General features: G+C 40.0%; 20 protein-coding genes and 1 pseudogene. 8 read left to right on the top strand and 13 right to left on the bottom strand.

Annotated elements, in window-relative coordinates; translation table 11 throughout:
* Window positions 1-112: 112 nt before the first annotated feature.
* Window positions 113-844, bottom strand: a complete 732-nt coding sequence (locus G399_RS21215; protein WP_006010752.1) for a CPBP family intramembrane glutamic endopeptidase — start codon at window positions 842-844, stop codon at window positions 113-115.
* A 122-nt stretch (window positions 845-966) separates the two neighbouring features.
* Between G399_RS21215 and G399_RS0106945 the strand changes: the two genes are divergently transcribed.
* The gene (locus G399_RS0106945; protein WP_006010751.1) at window positions 967-1545 is read left to right on the top strand and encodes a winged helix-turn-helix domain-containing protein; all 579 of its coding nucleotides are present in this window, start codon (window positions 967-969) and stop codon (window positions 1543-1545) included.
* A 143-nt stretch (window positions 1546-1688) separates the two neighbouring features.
* On the opposite strand, the gene G399_RS0106940 is transcribed toward G399_RS0106945, so the two are convergent.
* Both G399_RS0106940 and G399_RS0106935 read right to left on the bottom strand, forming a co-directional pair.
* Window positions 1689-3197: a carotenoid oxygenase family protein gene (locus G399_RS0106940; RefSeq protein ID WP_006010750.1), complete on the bottom strand. Its 1509-nt coding sequence runs from the start codon at window positions 3195-3197 to the stop codon at window positions 1689-1691.
* 22 nt (window positions 3198-3219) lie between these two features.
* Window positions 3220-3639, bottom strand: a complete 420-nt coding sequence (locus G399_RS0106935) for a DUF2141 domain-containing protein (RefSeq protein ID WP_006010749.1) — start codon at window positions 3637-3639, stop codon at window positions 3220-3222.
* Between the two features lie 1147 nt (window positions 3640-4786).
* On the opposite strand from G399_RS0106935, the gene G399_RS0106930 reads away from it, so the two are divergent.
* On the top strand, window positions 4787-6064 hold the full coding sequence (locus tag G399_RS0106930; RefSeq protein ID WP_006010748.1) for an MFS transporter: 1278 nt from the start codon (window positions 4787-4789) through the stop codon (window positions 6062-6064).
* Between the two features lie 100 nt (window positions 6065-6164).
* Here the strand turns inward: G399_RS0106930 and G399_RS0106925 are convergent, their stop codons facing one another.
* The 6 genes from G399_RS0106925 to G399_RS22740 are packed head-to-tail and all read right to left on the bottom strand — an operon-like array spanning window position 6165 to window position 7589.
* On the bottom strand, window positions 6165-6650 hold the full coding sequence (locus G399_RS0106925; RefSeq protein WP_006010747.1) for a hypothetical protein: 486 nt from the start codon (window positions 6648-6650) through the stop codon (window positions 6165-6167).
* Between the two features lie 42 nt (window positions 6651-6692).
* Window positions 6693-6896: a hypothetical protein gene (locus tag G399_RS0106920; RefSeq protein ID WP_026843539.1), complete on the bottom strand. Its 204-nt coding sequence runs from the start codon at window positions 6894-6896 to the stop codon at window positions 6693-6695.
* Window positions 6884-7051 carry a hypothetical protein gene (locus G399_RS21970; protein WP_006010745.1) on the bottom strand — a complete coding sequence of 56 codons (168 nt, stop codon included), beginning with the start codon at window positions 7049-7051 and terminating at the stop codon, window positions 6884-6886. The genes G399_RS0106920 and G399_RS21970 overlap by 13 nt, the downstream gene beginning before the upstream one ends.
* Window positions 7042-7239: a hypothetical protein gene (locus G399_RS0106910; protein WP_006010744.1), complete on the bottom strand. Its 198-nt coding sequence runs from the start codon at window positions 7237-7239 to the stop codon at window positions 7042-7044. The genes G399_RS21970 and G399_RS0106910 overlap by 10 nt, the downstream gene beginning before the upstream one ends.
* Window positions 7240-7250: 11 nt before the next feature.
* Complete coding sequence (locus G399_RS22945) at window positions 7251-7457, bottom strand: MrpF/PhaF family protein (protein WP_006010743.1); 207 nt, start codon at window positions 7455-7457, stop codon at window positions 7251-7253.
* Between the two features lie 6 nt (window positions 7458-7463).
* Window positions 7464-7589 (bottom strand): hypothetical protein, encoded by a 126-nt coding sequence (locus G399_RS22740; RefSeq protein ID WP_006010741.1) that lies wholly within the window; start codon window positions 7587-7589, stop codon window positions 7464-7466.
* A gap of 530 nt (window positions 7590-8119) precedes the next feature.
* Between G399_RS22740 and G399_RS0106900 the strand changes: the two genes are divergently transcribed.
* Window positions 8120-8518: an MAPEG family protein gene (locus G399_RS0106900; protein WP_006010734.1), complete on the top strand. Its 399-nt coding sequence runs from the start codon at window positions 8120-8122 to the stop codon at window positions 8516-8518.
* Between the two features lie 78 nt (window positions 8519-8596).
* Here G399_RS0106900 and G399_RS0106895 read toward each other — a convergent pair whose 3' ends face one another.
* From G399_RS0106895 to hisF, 4 genes and pseudogenes are all read right to left on the bottom strand, one after another.
* The gene (locus G399_RS0106895; RefSeq protein ID WP_006010732.1) at window positions 8597-9037 is read right to left on the bottom strand and encodes an Hsp20 family protein; all 441 of its coding nucleotides are present in this window, start codon (window positions 9035-9037) and stop codon (window positions 8597-8599) included.
* Between the two features lie 269 nt (window positions 9038-9306).
* Window positions 9307-9568, bottom strand: a pseudogene (locus G399_RS22490) (DUF885 family protein); the annotation flags it as partial.
* 87 nt (window positions 9569-9655) lie between these two features.
* Window positions 9656-10276 (bottom strand): bifunctional phosphoribosyl-AMP cyclohydrolase/phosphoribosyl-ATP diphosphatase HisIE, encoded by a 621-nt coding sequence (gene hisIE, locus G399_RS0106885; protein WP_006010728.1) that lies wholly within the window; start codon window positions 10274-10276, stop codon window positions 9656-9658.
* 26 nt (window positions 10277-10302) lie between these two features.
* Window positions 10303-11076: an imidazole glycerol phosphate synthase subunit HisF gene (gene hisF, locus G399_RS0106880; RefSeq protein WP_006010727.1), complete on the bottom strand. Its 774-nt coding sequence runs from the start codon at window positions 11074-11076 to the stop codon at window positions 10303-10305.
* A gap of 390 nt (window positions 11077-11466) precedes the next feature.
* On the opposite strand from hisF, the gene G399_RS0106875 reads away from it, so the two are divergent.
* The 5 genes from G399_RS0106875 (at window position 11467) to G399_RS0106855 (ending at window position 16761) form a co-directional block, all read left to right on the top strand.
* The gene (locus G399_RS0106875) at window positions 11467-12693 is read left to right on the top strand and encodes a PP2C family protein-serine/threonine phosphatase (RefSeq protein WP_006010726.1); all 1227 of its coding nucleotides are present in this window, start codon (window positions 11467-11469) and stop codon (window positions 12691-12693) included.
* Window positions 12694-13413: 720 nt separating this feature from the next.
* Complete coding sequence (locus G399_RS20290) at window positions 13414-13686, top strand: STAS domain-containing protein (protein ID WP_006010724.1); 273 nt, start codon at window positions 13414-13416, stop codon at window positions 13684-13686.
* Window positions 13687-13770: 84 nt separating this feature from the next.
* Window positions 13771-14133: a response regulator gene (locus G399_RS0106865; protein WP_006010723.1), complete on the top strand. Its 363-nt coding sequence runs from the start codon at window positions 13771-13773 to the stop codon at window positions 14131-14133.
* A 4-nt stretch (window positions 14134-14137) separates the two neighbouring features.
* Window positions 14138-16237: a chemotaxis protein CheA gene (locus G399_RS0106860; protein ID WP_006010722.1), complete on the top strand. Its 2100-nt coding sequence runs from the start codon at window positions 14138-14140 to the stop codon at window positions 16235-16237.
* Window positions 16237-16761: a chemotaxis protein CheW gene (locus G399_RS0106855; protein ID WP_006010721.1), complete on the top strand. Its 525-nt coding sequence runs from the start codon at window positions 16237-16239 to the stop codon at window positions 16759-16761. The genes G399_RS0106860 and G399_RS0106855 overlap by 1 nt, the downstream gene beginning before the upstream one ends.
* Window positions 16762-16770 lie beyond the last annotated feature (9 nt).

Here is a 16770-nt window from a genome sequence, read left to right as displayed (position 1 = left end):
AACAGTGCCTAAAAGTTCTATTTAAAGCAATTAATAGTGAATGTAATTCAAATTATCAGCCTTTTATTTTTTTATGCGGGCTTTGGACGATAAGTGGTCATAAATAATTTTCTTAGTCTGTCTTTAATACCCCTTTTTTATCATTATTAACACTGCGCTTAATTACTTCAAACAAGGTCCTACCTTGCAACAGGTCAATCGCCATATGCAAAATAATAGGTAGCCAAAGAGACTCAGTTATTAGATAAAGACCAGTTAATACTGTCGCCATCGCGGCTACTCGCGGCAAGTTTTTGATGCCCTGATAGCTGTGTACTAGGGTAAATAGCACAATACTAGCTATTGCAGCTAGCCAAAGTGGCATGAATAATCCTAAATACCAAATCAGGTAACCTCGCCAGAGTATCTCTTCTACAATACCTGCGGTTACTGCTAAGCCATTAAATACCCGCAATTCTTTGTAGGTATTTGGCAACATACTTAATAGTTCACCTAAACTATTTTTGATCGTTAATAACGCTTCTGGCGCCATTTTTTTTGTGTCTTGAAGCCATTTAACTAGTAAATAAATACATATCATTACAAACACGACTCCTGCCCAAAAACCTGTTGTTATTTCTAAGCTCAAACCCAAATCATGCCATGCTCGTTTATTGCTCGACCATAAAAGGAATAGGAGAACACAGGCGAGCCACTGCCATATTATGATTTGCCAATACTCCTTTGTAAGCTCAGTAGGTTTAACTTGCGCAATACGCTTACGGTGGTTTTTTTCTGAGTAGAGCAAGATAGCAGGTAGTATTATGACCAGCATAAATACATAAATATGATCTAATAAAACCATAAGCATTTCCTATTTTGTAAATATTCACTATTATGTGAATATTATATTATTCACATAATAGTGAATGGTCAAGTTATTTTTTTTATGGTTTAATACCAACTTACTTTTTAAGTGCTTAAAAAATGCCAACACACATTATTAAACGTTTAGATCAGGCGGCTTTGCTTACTGACCCTTTAAAGCTTCAACTGATGGAGCAGTTTTCTGTTGAACCTCGCACAACCAAACAGGTTGCTGATCTCATGGTGTTAAAAGCGCCTAGGTTATATCGTCATGTTGAAGCTTTAGTAGAGGCTGGTTTACTTGTTTTTATTCGAGAACAGCCTAAACGCGGCACAGTAGAACGCTACTATCAGACCATTGCATCGCGTTTTGAGCTAGATCCTGAGTTATTAAACGCTGGCAACTTAGCGGAAGACGAAAACAATGAAATGACCAAGCTTATCCGTCAAATATTTCATGATACTCAACAAGAGTTAATTAGCCTTATTCAAAACACGGCCATAGCTGAACTTGAAAACGATATTTCTCCCATCGTAATGAGGTTAACCGGAAGTGTTTCGCCCAAGGAATTTGCCGCCTTGCGTCACAAACTCATCGAGTGGTTGGGGGAATGTGAATTAAAAAGCGAAGAAGAGGGTCAGATCCCTTTGCGCGGTTTAATTACATTTTTTCCTTTAAAAGCTGTTGACACTAAATAGCAATTAATGGGTCTCAAACAATTGTCAGTCTGTAGAAAAGTTAAAGGCTTTCAAGTCACTGGTCGAAATATGCAAACAATCACTGCAGCTTTAGCCTCTTAAGCAGAAATTAAAGCGCTTAGACAGCGCTATTAATCAGCCTGTTAAGCAATAAAAGTACCATGAAACCCTAATGGAAGAGTTCTGTCAGTAGTAGCTTGACCAATTGGGCCCGCCTCAATATGTGCAGCATTAAAAATATTAATTCCACTTTGCTTGTTAACTACGTCCAAAAAAGTTTGTACAATCCAACTGTCGTTTGTGTCTTTGGGCTTAATCAGTAAAGGCTCTTCAGCAAAAACGCCAGTATCATAAATATATTCCTTGTGTTCACCCGACTGCGGCTTGTAGCTCACTAAGGTGTCTTTATGTCGACGAGTGGGAACACTTTTTGATGAGAAAAGAGCGCGGGCAGTTTTACGACCTACGCCAAAAATGCTTGAATTTGCACTTAGATCAATTTCATCAAACCCAGGAAATTCCATCGCAACGTTTGTTTTAAGTAATTGGCACGTTTTGGTATTCCTGTTTGCCACTATAGTCGCCGAAACAGCATGCTCGCTATTTTCTACTTGTCCTGTGGCCATTAATTCAGTCATGCCTTGAGACATTAAACTCGCATCTTCATACCAGCTCACGTTAACTCTGAGTTCGTTATTTTGCTCAGTAGCATAACCAAAATGAAACACAAACCCAGCAGGCAACTCAAACCACTGCTGGTCGTTTAAATCGTTTTTACTGACGACCAACAACCTAGAGCCCATTTCAGGCTGCCATAAAAATTTGTCGATAAACGTTTGACCACTACTATTAGCAAAATGATGCGGAGGCACTAAAAATATTAGCGATCCTTGGGTTTGTGCAAAATCGTGCATATAACCTGAAAATGGCAAATTGATCGCCTTCACTTTTTGGATGCCGGTTTTTGGTTGAATATGGTAAACAAACAACATGCCTTTGCCAGCGTAGGGTGCAAAACCGAAATTCCACATACTGCCATCAGTTGGGTCAATCAGAGGATGGGCAGAAAAGGGCATGTGTTGCATTTCTTTACTCCATGTTTTGATACCCTTCGTTGATAGTGAATTTGGGTCTAAGCGATAAGCTGAGCCACCCTCCCATAGGGCTAATAGTTCATTGTCCCATTCAAGCAGTGCCGTGTTGGCTGTATTTATCGAATCGTTGTTGCTAGTGGGCATGGTGTTTTCGAAGGTCGTGCCAGCGCCTGCGTATAAAAATTTACCCGCCGCTTGTTCTGCCATATACTTTTCGGTTTGCACAAACTTTCCTTGATGCGAGACTTTACCTGCATCAAACGAAAATTGTTGTACCATTCCGTCACCATCAAACCAATGCTTATAGTGCTGATTGCCACGCTGCATTTTGGCAGGGCCGTTGCGAAATAAGTTACCAGAAAGCGAAGGCGGAATATGGCCGATAGTTTTCATTTGCAAGGGTGAAAAACTATCCACATCTACCGATTGCCAACCTAAAGACCAATCAATATCAACTTTTGACGAACTAGCCGCCTGTACCATCGTCGGGACAGTCAATGTGGCGCCAGCATAGGCACAGGCTTGTATAGCATTTTTTAGAAAAGTACGGCGTTGCATAGTTGTCTCCTTAACTTTCTGCTTAACGAATATTAATGGTAATTGGTGTATCACCGACTACCGCAAAATTAGCATCAGCATATGAGGCGGGGCCAAATCTTCCGGCATTGTTGCTAAATCCATAACCTTCAGTTGGCATACCAACAAGGTTGGTATCTAATCTTCCGTTGTCGTTTTCATCGTGGAGTAACTTAATTGCGTACTCGCCATCAATTAGGTTAGGAAAGCTGACGTCGAGTTTGTCGGCGGTCACTTTAATACTTTTAGTTACTACCGCCTTGCCGTTATTGTAGGTTTCCTCGCTATTGAAAATAGCTATTTGAATAGAGCCTTTAGCTACTTGAATATTGCTAACGGTTAGCTGTATTTCTGCTGCTTGGGTAAAAGCGGTTGCAGATAAAACCAAAATAGAGCCTAAAGTGAGTTGTTGAAATAAGTTCATAGTCGTTATCCTTTGGGTGAGTTGACGTAATTAGAATATGCCAGTTCACGATTGACCGAATGTGCCAAAAGTCGTAAGTATTTTCGTGACTTTTGGGCTATATGGGGATTCTTTTATCAAGGCTATTACTAGGCTATATAAATCGACAATAAAGATTCAAACTATTGAGGCTGGAATTGGCGGCTAGCCGCCGTAGGTAATTGACTTATCTTGCAGGCAAATATCGTCTTTCGATCAGGGATGTTGTGAATAAATTTCCGCACCATGACATTATTATACTTAGCATTATGTTGGTGTTTTTTCTCTTATATTATTAGCGGCTGATATTTCGAATACAGTTACTCAACACTTGGGGACATTGTTTGCATCCACGACGTCTGATATTTATCCTAGTTAGCGTCGCAATATCGCTATATTAGGCGAGTTAAAGAAGACCCCTTGCCCGCCGTCGCAGCGTAAGTATCAATGTTTTTGGTAGTAACGATAAAAGTACTCTGTTCTAGTGCACTCAGTACAGGGGATTACAGTAATTGAAGGAATCGACCCCTCGAGGCTTGCCCCTACACCTCACCGAAATTCAACTTAACCCAGTTGACGGGAAACATTCCCCTACTTGTATTTTTGCATTTCTTAAAATTCTCTCTTTTAACTGCGACACCTTCCTTTGTAGGTCGGCCCTGATAGATAGAGCTTCTGCTAATTTCAACTAATTACTTCTTAATAGTCTAATAATTCAATAACTAACGCTCTGGGTTCCAGAATTCAATTTTTTGACTGCGGTATGGCTTATAACATACTCACAAACTTCAATAGAACCAAACTTTTTTAATTACAGACCCTCTATGGTTCATGCGTAATTTTGGGAAGAGCTTAGTTTATTTCCGACGTGTTTTTTTTACGTGGTAATGAAGATAAAGTAGCAAGCATTCTTGAGATAAGTTTTAACCCTTATTGTGCATACTAGAGTAGAAAGAATGGTTGGATTAAGTTTACATTCATTTCATGGAAAGAGCATCCTTTAGTCATTGAATACTTAGAACGCATTAAACATGATCAGCAAAGCATGCTGGCCAAGTTCGATCTGAAATAATAGGATAGATACCGGAGTGAGATTATTCTGACCCCGTAGATCCCAAAATGAGGTTTCATGATTCAAATATTGTATAGGGTTTGGCCTCTCTTACTGGGCATTGTATTAATTATGCTCGGCAACGGCATGCATTTTACCCTTATCGGTCTGCGCGGTGGGATTGAAGGCTTTACCTCTGCTGAATTAGCCATTGTCACCTCGGGCTATTTCATGGGCTTTCTGGCGGGCGCGCGCCTTTCTCCGCTGATGATCAAACGGGTGGGACACGTGCGCGTCTTCGCGGCGCTTGGCAGCTTTATGTCTGCAGGATTAATCGCCTTTCCGCTATTTACCGAACCTTGGGCCTGGACGTTCCTGCGACTAATCGTGGGCTTTTGTATGTCGGGCATTTATGTCGCCGCCGAGAGTTGGCTGAACAATGCCGCCACTAATGAGAATCGTGGCAAAGTGCTGTCAGCCTATATGACTGCGCAGACTCTGGGTATTATAGGGGCGCAAGGCCTTCTGACCTTAGCCGATGCAGGGACCTCTGTGCTGTTTATCTGTGCATCAATTCTTGTATCGATTTCTTTTGCGCCAATCCTTCTTTCCGCTACTCCAGTGCCGGTTGTCGACGTCGCACGCCCGATGTCCTTGCGTGACCTTTTCTGTGGCTCGCCGCTTGGCACTGTAGGCATATTCTTGTTGGGCAGCATCTTTGCCACGCAATCGGGTATGAGTGCGGTCTTCGGCACTCAGATCGGGTTGACGGCCTCACAGGTTGCACTGTTTGTCGCGATGCTATTTGCTGGGGCACTGGTGTTGCAACATCCTATAGGCTGGCTTTCGGACCGGATGGATCGGCGTAATCTGATCTTTGGGGCGGCCATTCTAGGCCTAATATCTTGTGCAATTGGCTGGTTCACAAGCGGGGGTCTACTGCTCTTGATGGTGTCTGCTTTTTTCGCAGGTGGGGTAACGACGCCCCTCTATGCACTTTTTCTGGCCCACGCTAACGATACTCTTTCGTCCGAAGATATGCCGGCGGCCTCAGGGGCGCTTGTTTTCACTTTTGGACTGGGTGCGATTGCAGGGCCCCTGATATCTGGCTGGGCGATGCAACGTTTCGGCCCTTTTGCGTTTTGGCTGGTGCTTGGTGCAACCTTCGGTGCCATCGCGCTTTATGCACTCTACCGAATGACACAGCGAACAGCGACTCCAATAGACGAACTTGAAAGCTACATTGGTGTCCTGCCCACTTCGTCAATAGTGGCGGTAGAAGCTGCCGGTGCGTGGTCCGCTGAAAAAGCTGAGGCCGAACGAGAAGATGATGCTAAGTCCCAACAAGAAAACTAGACTGCGGTGCTCGGATATAATGTGTTAGCTTCTCCTGCTACAGCAATCACTGCAAATATTACATTGCCTAAGTCGACCAACGCTAATTTATAACTAGTGCTTAACTAATATCACTAATTCGATAATTTTTCTTATGCTGAGCGCTTCCAAATTCAAACTCATCATCGACAAACTTACCCCGTAATATTTTCCCCAGTGGTGATGATGGGGTAATCACAATCATAGTTTGATCTTCAAATACAAATTTGAGGCCCCCTGACACTGGCGCTAAAAAGAGCGATAGTGACTTTTCATTCTGATCAATTAATATGACTAAAGCACCAACAACAATGGGATCATTTAATGAGTAGTCCAGCGCTGTTAAATTTTGAATAGCCTCCAAATCAGCGCGACATTCTGATGCACGTTTAGCTTGACCTTCCGCTAAATAAGCGGCTTCTAAGCCCAGTGTGTCGTATTTATTTTCTGCAACATTAGCTTTGTCTGTCGCCGTCGAATGGGCTCTTTTGGCCGCAGTCAAAGCGATTTGATAGATTGCTTTAAGTTCTATTATCAAATGCTCAATTAATTCTCTTTTACGATGCATTGGTTTTTTAAGACTCTTCACGGAGGTTAAATGATTGGCTGTTTAGTAAACAATACCCTGTGTACGTTGGTACTCGAGTAGTTGCAAATTTTCGTTTCCACCATCCATTGATAGACCATGCTTTAACTCTACAAGCGCTCGTTGATTGTGTTTTAAGTATGCGTTGAAGAACAACATTTCCCAGTTCTCTTTGTCTTGCCGTGAGTTAGGTTCAAAAATATGGACTTGGTCAATTAGCTCCACCACATAAGTTGGCCCTGAATTTTCGCTCCCGCTATAGTCAGTGATGTAAAACTACCAAAACTATGCCCAGAGATCCCTATATTATCGACGTCTACATGAGGGCCAAAAGTATCACTTTGCAATATTGAGTCTAGCACGGCATGAGTAATTAAAGGCATAGTCTTTCCTCTGGCAGGCCATATAAAGCAGCTTGCTGTGGTATCTCTACATGAGTTACCCAAGCTAAGTCAGGAAATTGTAACAGGTCCGCTATATAACGAGGATGTTGCTCTGATGCTGGAGTGCCTAACAAATATTGATGCATCGTATCAACGTCAATATTGGTAAATTTTGGCGCCACTTGCAAATTAGTAGACCCTACTGCATAGGATCCGTAGTGTGAGGCGTCAATTTGGTCGACATTTTTGTTCCTTTTTCGATTACGCTATTGTTGGCAAAGAATTTACCTCTTTCCACCAATCTTAAGGCGGCAATAACACCGACAAAGTTAAGCAATGAATAAAGTACGGAAATATCTAATAAATCATGACGTACTGTAAAAAAAGCAAAAATAGCTACTAGCAATACGGCTTAGGTGCCAAATAAATCGATAGCTAAAATACGGTCAAACACACTTGGGCCTAATAGTGCGCTGCAAACGCCTAACGCCATTGCAATAACTATGGCTAATGCTGCAACGAGGTAATAATCCGTCATTGCTTAATGTTCTCTATCGTTTTTACTTGATATTGCTTTGGCATGATATTCAAAATATCACCTTGGGCGAGGTCTTAAGCCCCTTGCTCACTGATTGTGTGCACCAGGAGCGTATGGTCTGACAAGACTATGCTGGCTGAACCGGGATTGAGTGTGATTGCTCTTGATCTATTCGCAACATGCGTTTGGTCAACCACAGAGAAATAAAAACAGATATAACCCCAAAAGACAGCATCAGAGGTTCGTAGATGCTGGACAACAACAACCAAACGATGACTAATATCGCGCCTAGTCTAAATAAATGACTCAAATATTTTCTCATAATACAGTAAAGGATATGGAGTTGTTAGTAACAGAAAATGACAAAGGTCATAAAATTAGGTGTTTATTTGCTTATCACGCTAATTTAATAATTCGTTAACGTTAATACAATAAGTAACTTTAAGTTGTTACTATATTTCACTGTAATTTAGGATTAACCATCAGTTGATTCGTTATACTCACTATAAACTAACGAAAGAAAATACCAAATGAATTTAATTATTACCGGATTATATAGTGGTCTTCTAGGGCTTGTTTTTATTGCCTTGTCTATTCAAGTTATCAGTGTTAGAAGAAAGCATTTAGTTAGTTTAGGTGATGGAGAGATAGCCGATTTGCAAAAAGCGACAAGAGCTCATGCTAACTTCAGTGAATACACGCCAATTTGTTTGATTCTTTTGTTGGTAGCAGAAATAGCTTCAAATGCTGATGTTTTTTTGCATGTTTGCGGTGTCTTATTAGTCTTTGCACGTATTGCTCATGCCTATGGCTTAGTTACAAAATCAGGTGCAAGTTGGGAACGTATTAGCGGGACCTTAGGTACGTTTGCTGTGTTAATTGCATTGTCTTTGTGGAATTTGTATGTTGTTGCGGCTAGATTAATTTAGAACCGAAATATAATATTCTGCAACCAAAAAGGCCACCGCAAATGCGATGGCCAAAGGGAACTAACGGGTGTTTACTGTTTATTTATTTTCAATAACCTGACTGCCTATTTCGATACGTCTTGGCTTTTTAGCTTCAGGGACAACCCTTTCAAGATCGACATGCAATAAACCATTTTCCAAATCGGCGGTCAGTACTTTTACATTATCACCAAGTTGAAATTTTCGTTCAAAGTTTCTTTCCGAAATACCTTTATGCAGAAATTTCCGGCTTTCATCAGGCGTTTGTTCTTTGCTGCCGCTGATAATGAGTGTGTTTTCCACTACCTCAATGATCACATTTTCTCTCGCGAAGCCAGCAACAGCCATCGTAATTCTATATTTATCATCTTCGAGTAACTCGATATTGTAGGGAGGATAAGTGTTTTGTTTTTCATTCCTTGCTGCAGCATCAATGATAGATGCTAGATGGTCTGAACCAATGAATGAACGGTATAGCGGAGATAGATCGATAGTACGCATGGTCATATCCTTTTACTTTTAAGCAATATGTTTTAATTTATATGCCCCGACAATACGGCGGCGGTTTTTGCGGACCCTTTCGGCGTCCACCTAACATATATGAGAACGGACTGAATTTTTTCAAGAAAAAAAAGTAATTAATTTGCATAAAATTTAATTTATTAATTAAAATTAAATTAAATCAATGATTTATGTTTTATTTTTGACTGCAGATTTTGAACTGTTTGTATTACATATTTTTCGCCGCGACGCATATAAGGTGTTTATTGTCATTCGAATTGCTTTTCTATCATCTCTTCCAATACTGTGAGAGGAAGAGAGTCACTGCCGATGATGGCGACGTGAAACTCACGGATGTTGACAATAACACCTTGCTTTTTTTCGACTCGTGTAAGCAGTTCACTAATTTTGTAAGAAGGCGTGTATTCCGGTATCAACACCTAATCTTACTGCACGTCACATTTCATAGCCTAAAGGTCCAAAATCGTTATATGGATCCGTATAAAAGCCGGCTTCTTTGCCGAGTCGCTTAGGATTGTAAATAGCTAGTTGGTCGATAAGGGCATGCAGTTCATTAAAGTCCTTATATTTTAATCACAAGCCTATTATAAAAGTGCATTATTTATTGTGACGAGCCTTTAACACAGCAATAGCGTCGTTTAATGAAAGGTTGCTCGCTTGGAGTAACACAATCAGATGATATAACAGGTCGGCAGATTCATTTTTCAATTCTTCTAAGTCTTGAACTGCAGCGGCAAGTGCGGTTTCAACCCCTTCTTCGCCCACTTTTTGTGCAATACGCTTAATGCCTTTGCTGTAGAGTTCTGCCGTGTAGCTGGTGGATGGATCCGCTTCTTTGCGTTCTGCTAATATTTGCTCTAACTCAGCAACAAAGGTCATGGTTGGTAGTTCGCTATTAAACCAACAAGAGCTAGCACCGGTGTGGCAAGTTGGGCCGTTTGGCTTCGCTAAAATTAGCAGTGAATCTTGATCACAATCAGCTGAAATATCGACTAAATCTAAGGTATTGCCAGAGGTTTCGCCTTTCATCCATAAACGTTGTTTTGAGCGACTGAAAAAGGTGACCTTGCCAGACTCAAGGGTTTTCGCTAGCGCCTCTTGATCCATATAACCTTGCATCAAGACCCGTCCTGAATGGGAATCTTGGATCACCGCGGGTAATAAATTTTCCATTTTCTCCCATGCCAATTGCTTCGATGTGTCGTTTGTGATTTTCATTCTTCTTCCTATTGAGTCAATGCGCATTAGCTGCGCATTTCTATTCCTTGAGTGGATAGCCAAGCTTTTAGTTCAGGTATATCGATAATCGCTTTGTGAAAGACGGATGCAGCAAGTGCACCATCAACATCAGCTCGATTATAAACGTCGGCAAAATGCTGCATTTCGCCCGCACCGCCCGATGCAATAAGCGGGACGTTACAAACGGCTCTCACCGCGTTAAGTTGCTCGATGTCATAGCCTGTGCGAACGCCGTCTCGATTCATACAGTTTAAAACAATTTCACCCGCACCAAGTGACTGAACTTCCTTTACCCAGTCGATGGTCTGCCATGCCGTTTTTTGAGTGCGCGTTTCGTCACCCGTAAATTGATACACTTCATACTGCCCGGTTTCTTCATTAAAAAAACTATCAATCCCAATAACAACGCACTGTTGGCCAAAAGTGTCATGTAAGTCTTTAATTAATTCGGGGTTAGATAATGCAGGACTATTTATCGATATTTTATCCGCGCCCATTTCGAGAATTTTACCCGCATCTTTAACCGACTTAATGCCGCCAGCAACGCAAAAAGGAATATCAATCACTTGCGCAATTTTAGTCACCCAACTTTTTTCGACTACGCGCTGGTCGCTGGAAGCGGTAATATCATAGAACACCAGTTCGTCAGCACCGGCTTGTGCATAACGCTTTGCTAGTGGCACAATATCACCAATAATTTCATGATTACGAAACTTAACCCCTTTAACCACAACACCGTCTTTTACGTCGAGACATGGGATTATGCGTTTGGCTAACATTGCGGTCCACCTAAATTATCCTTTTGATTTGTATGTCTTTTAATTTTAATCTTGAGAGTTTTTGATTTTTTACAGGTCGACATAAGATACACTTCATATATATTTCTGTTAATAAGATTGAATAGAAATTCAGGCAGGAAAATGAAACCACATAATTACACTGCAAATGACACCTCTAAATATACAGTACATTCATGCAAAAATTAAGATAAAAACTAACATCATAATAAAATAGACTCTAATGACATGGGTTATCATTGAGGTCGAGTACTTACGATAATGTGTTTGCTTTAAAAGATCTCGATATGAATTATGAAAAGGTGCTATGTTCAGATTTTGTAATTATTATGGTCCAAGTATCTAGTGGATCGTTATTTTTAGGGTGGTGGTATGTGGAAAACTGACAATCATTCAATACGTGAGTCATTGGATTTATTGCAGCTGGCGATTGATGGTGCAAAGGACGGTATTACGATTGCAGATATGCAGCATCCTGACTTGCCATTAATTTTTGTTAACGAAGGCTTTGAACATACCACTGGATATAAACGCGAAGAGGTATTAGGCAGGAACTGTCGCTTTTTACAAGGCGCTAATCAAGAGTTAGAAAATCAAGTGCCTCTGAGTGTATTGAAAAAAGCGCTTTATAATGCTGAGTCTTGCACTGTGCTATTAAAAAATTATCACAAAAATGGAGACCTGTTTTGGAATAGATTATCGCTTACGCCTATATTCAATCAAGAAAAGATCCTAACTCATTTTGTGGGCGTGCAAACAGACATCACGGCAGAAATTTTAGCAACAGAGGCTGCTGCAAAAGCCAATAAACAATTAAAAGAAAACTTTGCGATAATGGAACAGGATTTGGCCCATGCCAGTTTTGTTCAACAATCGATATTACCGACCAAATTTCCAGACAGTAAGTGTCTTCATTTTTCTGCTAAGTTCGAGCCTATGACCCATATCGGGGGTGACTTCTATGACATATTTGAGATAGAGGCCAATATATATGGGGTGATGATCGCCGATGTAACTGGGCACGGGGCATCTGCTGCGCTGCTTACGCTAATGACATTTGATATGTTTAAAGAAGCAGCTAAAGCTAATTGTAATCCTGAAGACGTCTTACGAAAAACCAATCAAAAACTATATAAACGAATTCCACCAGGTAAATTTATAACCATGTTTTATGGCGTTATTAATGAAAACGCTAAAACTTTCAGTTATTGCCAAGCTGGGCATCCCTGTGGTTATTTAATCAAGGGTGAAGATCAGTCTATCCACGAGCTAACAACTAAGTGCTCGTTATTGGGCGTTTTTAACGATTCAATGGCTGAGTTTGAACCAAAAACCATAGCATTAGCGACAGGAGATAAAGTGGTATTGTATACCGATGCGATAATTGAGGCACAAGCACAAGATCAGAGCTATTTTGGTAGTGATAAACTGAGTGCGTTGTTATCTGAGATTGCCCTTCAGCCGATTGACCAAGTATTAGAGCATCTTTACCGAAGTGGTTTAGCATTTATCGATGGTGGTGAACATTGTAAAACTGAAACAACTGCGTCCGGCTATCAAGATGATGTTACCTTGTTAGGATTCGAAGTAAGCATGTAAGGACCTGTTTCGCGAAACGCCGGCTCCTAATTTTCCCACTTATTATCTCTTAACGTGCGTGCTCAAATCAATTGGTTCCATTCAAGAATCCCCCCTTCCATTGGACCTTATCAATTAAACAACTCCAATTTAGCCAATCCACCAAGAATCAAAGACTTGATTGCTACATTAATGACTGATACCTCAGATAAAAGGGTAACTTAATATCGCAATATTGTTATTGCATTGTAACTATTAATATACCAGATCAAGCTCACTTAATCGCGTTTAGGTAGCTGTCATTAGTTACACGAAAAAGTAAGTGAATTCCCCATACCCTGCACTTATAGTGATTTTTATCAACTAAATATTAATTTTAATCCTATTTAATTGACTTAAATCAAATTTTTGTTTGTAAACGCATTGATCCAGTAAAACAACTAAAGCTGCTGATATAACTTCCGATAATATATGCATATAAGTTAGGGTAATAAGTTAGTTTAATAAGTTAATGTAATAAATTTAGGTGTTATGTCTAATGATACCTTTTCAGAACTTTTAACTTAACTTATTAATTACAAGCACTCTATGGTCCAAATTAGTCAGTTGGAAAGCCCAAACAGGAATGCCTAATTCAACAAAGGGTCAATTTGATAGATGAAATTTTCGATATGGGTTTTATTCCTGATTGATTTCAAAAACCGAATTGAGTTGTCTAATTACATGCGCAAATGAGGATTTATGGAGTCAGATAAAATATTAAAATTACCAGCAGAACTGACTATTGCTGAAGTATCCGAATATAAATTGCAGTTTATTGAATATATCGATGAACACGAAAAAATTATATTTGATGGTAGTGAAGTTACGCGCATTGATACGGTAGGCATTCAATTGTTACTCAGTGCATTGGTCTATGTTTCGGCACAAAAAAAATCTTATATCTGGGAAAAGCAATCATCAATTATTTATCAGAGTGTTAAACAACTTGGTATGAATGGATTTGCTTTTTAGTGAACATCTAAACTACTAAATTTACTATATTGCGAACTTCATTGTTCTTTGATTTTATATAAATTCGTAAAAGGGAAAACAATAATGACCAAAATTTTGGTTGTAGATGATTCTAACTCAATCAGAGACATGGTGAGTTTTACTCTTAAAAGTGCAGGTTTTGAAACGACAGAGGCAAAGGATGGTGTTGAGGGGCTAAATAAAGCAAAAGCAGGCAATTATGATTTAGTTATTTCCGATATAAATATGCCGAATATGGATGGTATCGCCCTTTGTACTGAGCTACGTAAATTACCAAGTTTCAAATTCACGCCTATTTTAATGCTAACCACTGAAAGTTCTCCCGAAATGAAAATGCGTGGCAAAACAGCTGGCGCAACAGGTTGGCTGGTAAAACCATTTAATCCAGAGAAGTTACTGGCGACCATTAAACGTGTTGTGAGGTAAGGCTATGAGTATCGATCTGTCTCAATTTATTCCTAGTTTTCTTGAAGAGAGCTTTGAAGGGCTTGAATTAATGGAGTCCAGCCTGCTCAATTTAGACGCAGGTGATAATGAAATTATTAATTCTATTTTTCGTGCTGCACATTCCATAAAAGGCGGCGCTGGCACTTTTGGCTTTGATAATGTTACCGAATTTACTCATCTGGTTGAAACATTATTAGATGAGATCAGAGACGGTCGACGCGACATTACCGCCAAAGACACAGAGTTGCTGTTAGTGTCTGTTGACTGCATGCGTTTATTAATTGAAGCGGCTAGAGATGACGCTGACTATGACCAAGATAAAATAACAGAAACAACCCATCTGCTAGAACAAACCTTGGAAATTGACGGCCCAGCAAGCCATATTGAAATTGCAAAAAGTGATGAGGATACTCAAGAACCAGCAGGCAAAATTTGGCACATCACTTTTATTCCTGAACATCACTTAGTACAAACCGGCAATGACCCATTATTGTTATTTAGCGCTTTAGCTGACCTTGGTGAATTGACTCTAAAAGCTAAAACTGACTTATTGCCAGCTATTACGGAAATGGATGCTACAGAGCTTTATATCAGTTGGGAATTATCATTAATCTCTGATGCTAGCGAAGAAGATATTCGAGAAGTTTTTGAATGGGTAGAGGATGAATGCAAATTAGAAATTGTAGAGCTGGAGGTATCACCTAAATCTAGCTCAAGTGAAACCCAAGATAGTCTGCGTAATTCTGCTAGCGTCGACCCAGAAATATCAGACAGCCAAACTGCATTAGTAACTGAGCAACCGGCAAGTGCTATTCAGTCTTCTGAGAAAATAGAGAAAATAGAGAAAAATAAAACCAAGACAAAACAAGATTCAGGCTCTATTCGTGTCGGAGTCGATAAAGTCGATTCGCTGATTAACTTAATGGGCGAACTTGTTATAACTCAATCAATGTTGTCTGAGTTAGGCAACGACTTTGAGATATCCAAACTTGAAAAACTAAAAAGCGGTTTAGACCAACTATTACAAAATACCAAAGAACTGCAAGAAAGTGTGATGAAAATACGCATGTTACCGATCAGTTTTGCGTTTAACCGCTTTCCTCGATTAGTGCATGATTTGTCAATCAAAACGGGTAAAGAAATTAACTTAGTGATTCGAGGGGAGCAAACCGAACTCGATAAAACAGTCATGGAGCAAATTGGCGATCCGTTAGTCCATTTAGTTCGAAATGCAGTTGATCATGGCATTGAGTCGTCAGATATGCGCATTGCAAATGGTAAACCTAAATCAGGCACTATTACACTAGATGCTTATCATCAAGGTGGCAATATTATAATCGAAATTAGTGATGATGGTGGAGGTATTAATCGAGAAGCCGTCTTAAGCAAAGCGATTGAAAAAGGCTTAGTAGATTCTGGTGCAACGCTAAGCGACAGTCAGGTATTTGATTTATTGTTTGAACCAGGTTTTTCAACAGCAAAAGAAATTAGTGATATTTCTGGACGTGGCGTAGGCATGGATGTTGTTAAAAGGAATATTCAATCGTTAGGAGGTCGAATTCAAGTTGAATCGCAGCCTGGTATAGGCAGTAAGTTTAAAGTGAACCTACCTCTAACGCTCGCCATATTAGACGGTCAACTAGTCCGTGTTGGCACTGAAGTTTATATTATTCCACTTATTACCATTGTTGAATCATTGCAAGCAAAAGAAGAGTTTATCAATAAAGTTTCTGGCGATATGACCCTCTACAGATTGCGTGACGATAACGTTCCCGTTATTCCTATTTATCAATTATTTGACTTACCCGCTGATACCAAAGAAGTCAATAACGCCTTATTAGTTGTTGTTGAGGCTGATGGTCAAAAAGTGGGTTTGTTAGTTGATGATTTATTAGCTCAGCAACAAGTCGTTATCAAAAGTTTGAAAGACAACTATCAGCAAGTTGAGGGCATCTCAGGCGCGACTATTTTAGGTGATGGCTCTGTTGCGATGATACTTGATGTACCGGGTATGATTGAGATGGCGATGAAGCGAGCACAAGAAAAGCAAAATGAACACATTCTCGAAGGAGCATTGGTTTAATGGATATACAAGCGTTAGCCAAGGATATTCCCGAGCAAGGAGAATATTCACTGGAAGGAATTGACTTTATTACCAGTGGTAAGCAATACCTGACATTTTTATTAGGCGAAGAACAGTACGCCGTTGATATTTTATGTGTGGAGGAGATTAGAAGTTGGGAGCAGCCGACTGTCATACCCAATGCACCCAAGTATGTCAAAGGCGTGATAAACATGCGCGGCATTATCGTGCCGATTATTGATTTACGTTTAAAATTTAATATCGGTCAAGCAACTTATAGCGACATAACGGTAGTCATCGTTTTAACGGTCGAAATTGAAGACCAGTCAAGAACGATTGGCTTCGTTGTTGATGCAGTTTCTGATGTGCTAAACGCGGAAGACAACGAAATTAAAAATTCGCCGTATTTTGGTGGTTGCGTGCCGCAATCCTGCATTGACGGTTTAATAAATGTCGGCGCAAAAGTGGTTACTTTGTTGAATGTTGAAACATTGCAGCTCATCGAAAAACATAAAGTAGATTAGGTGAAATAG

It is taken from the genome of Brumicola pallidula DSM 14239 = ACAM 615, assembly GCF_000428905.1.
Lineage (GTDB): Bacteria > Pseudomonadota > Gammaproteobacteria > Enterobacterales > Alteromonadaceae > Glaciecola > Glaciecola pallidula.
This window is presented reverse-complemented; position numbering and strand designations above follow the sequence as displayed.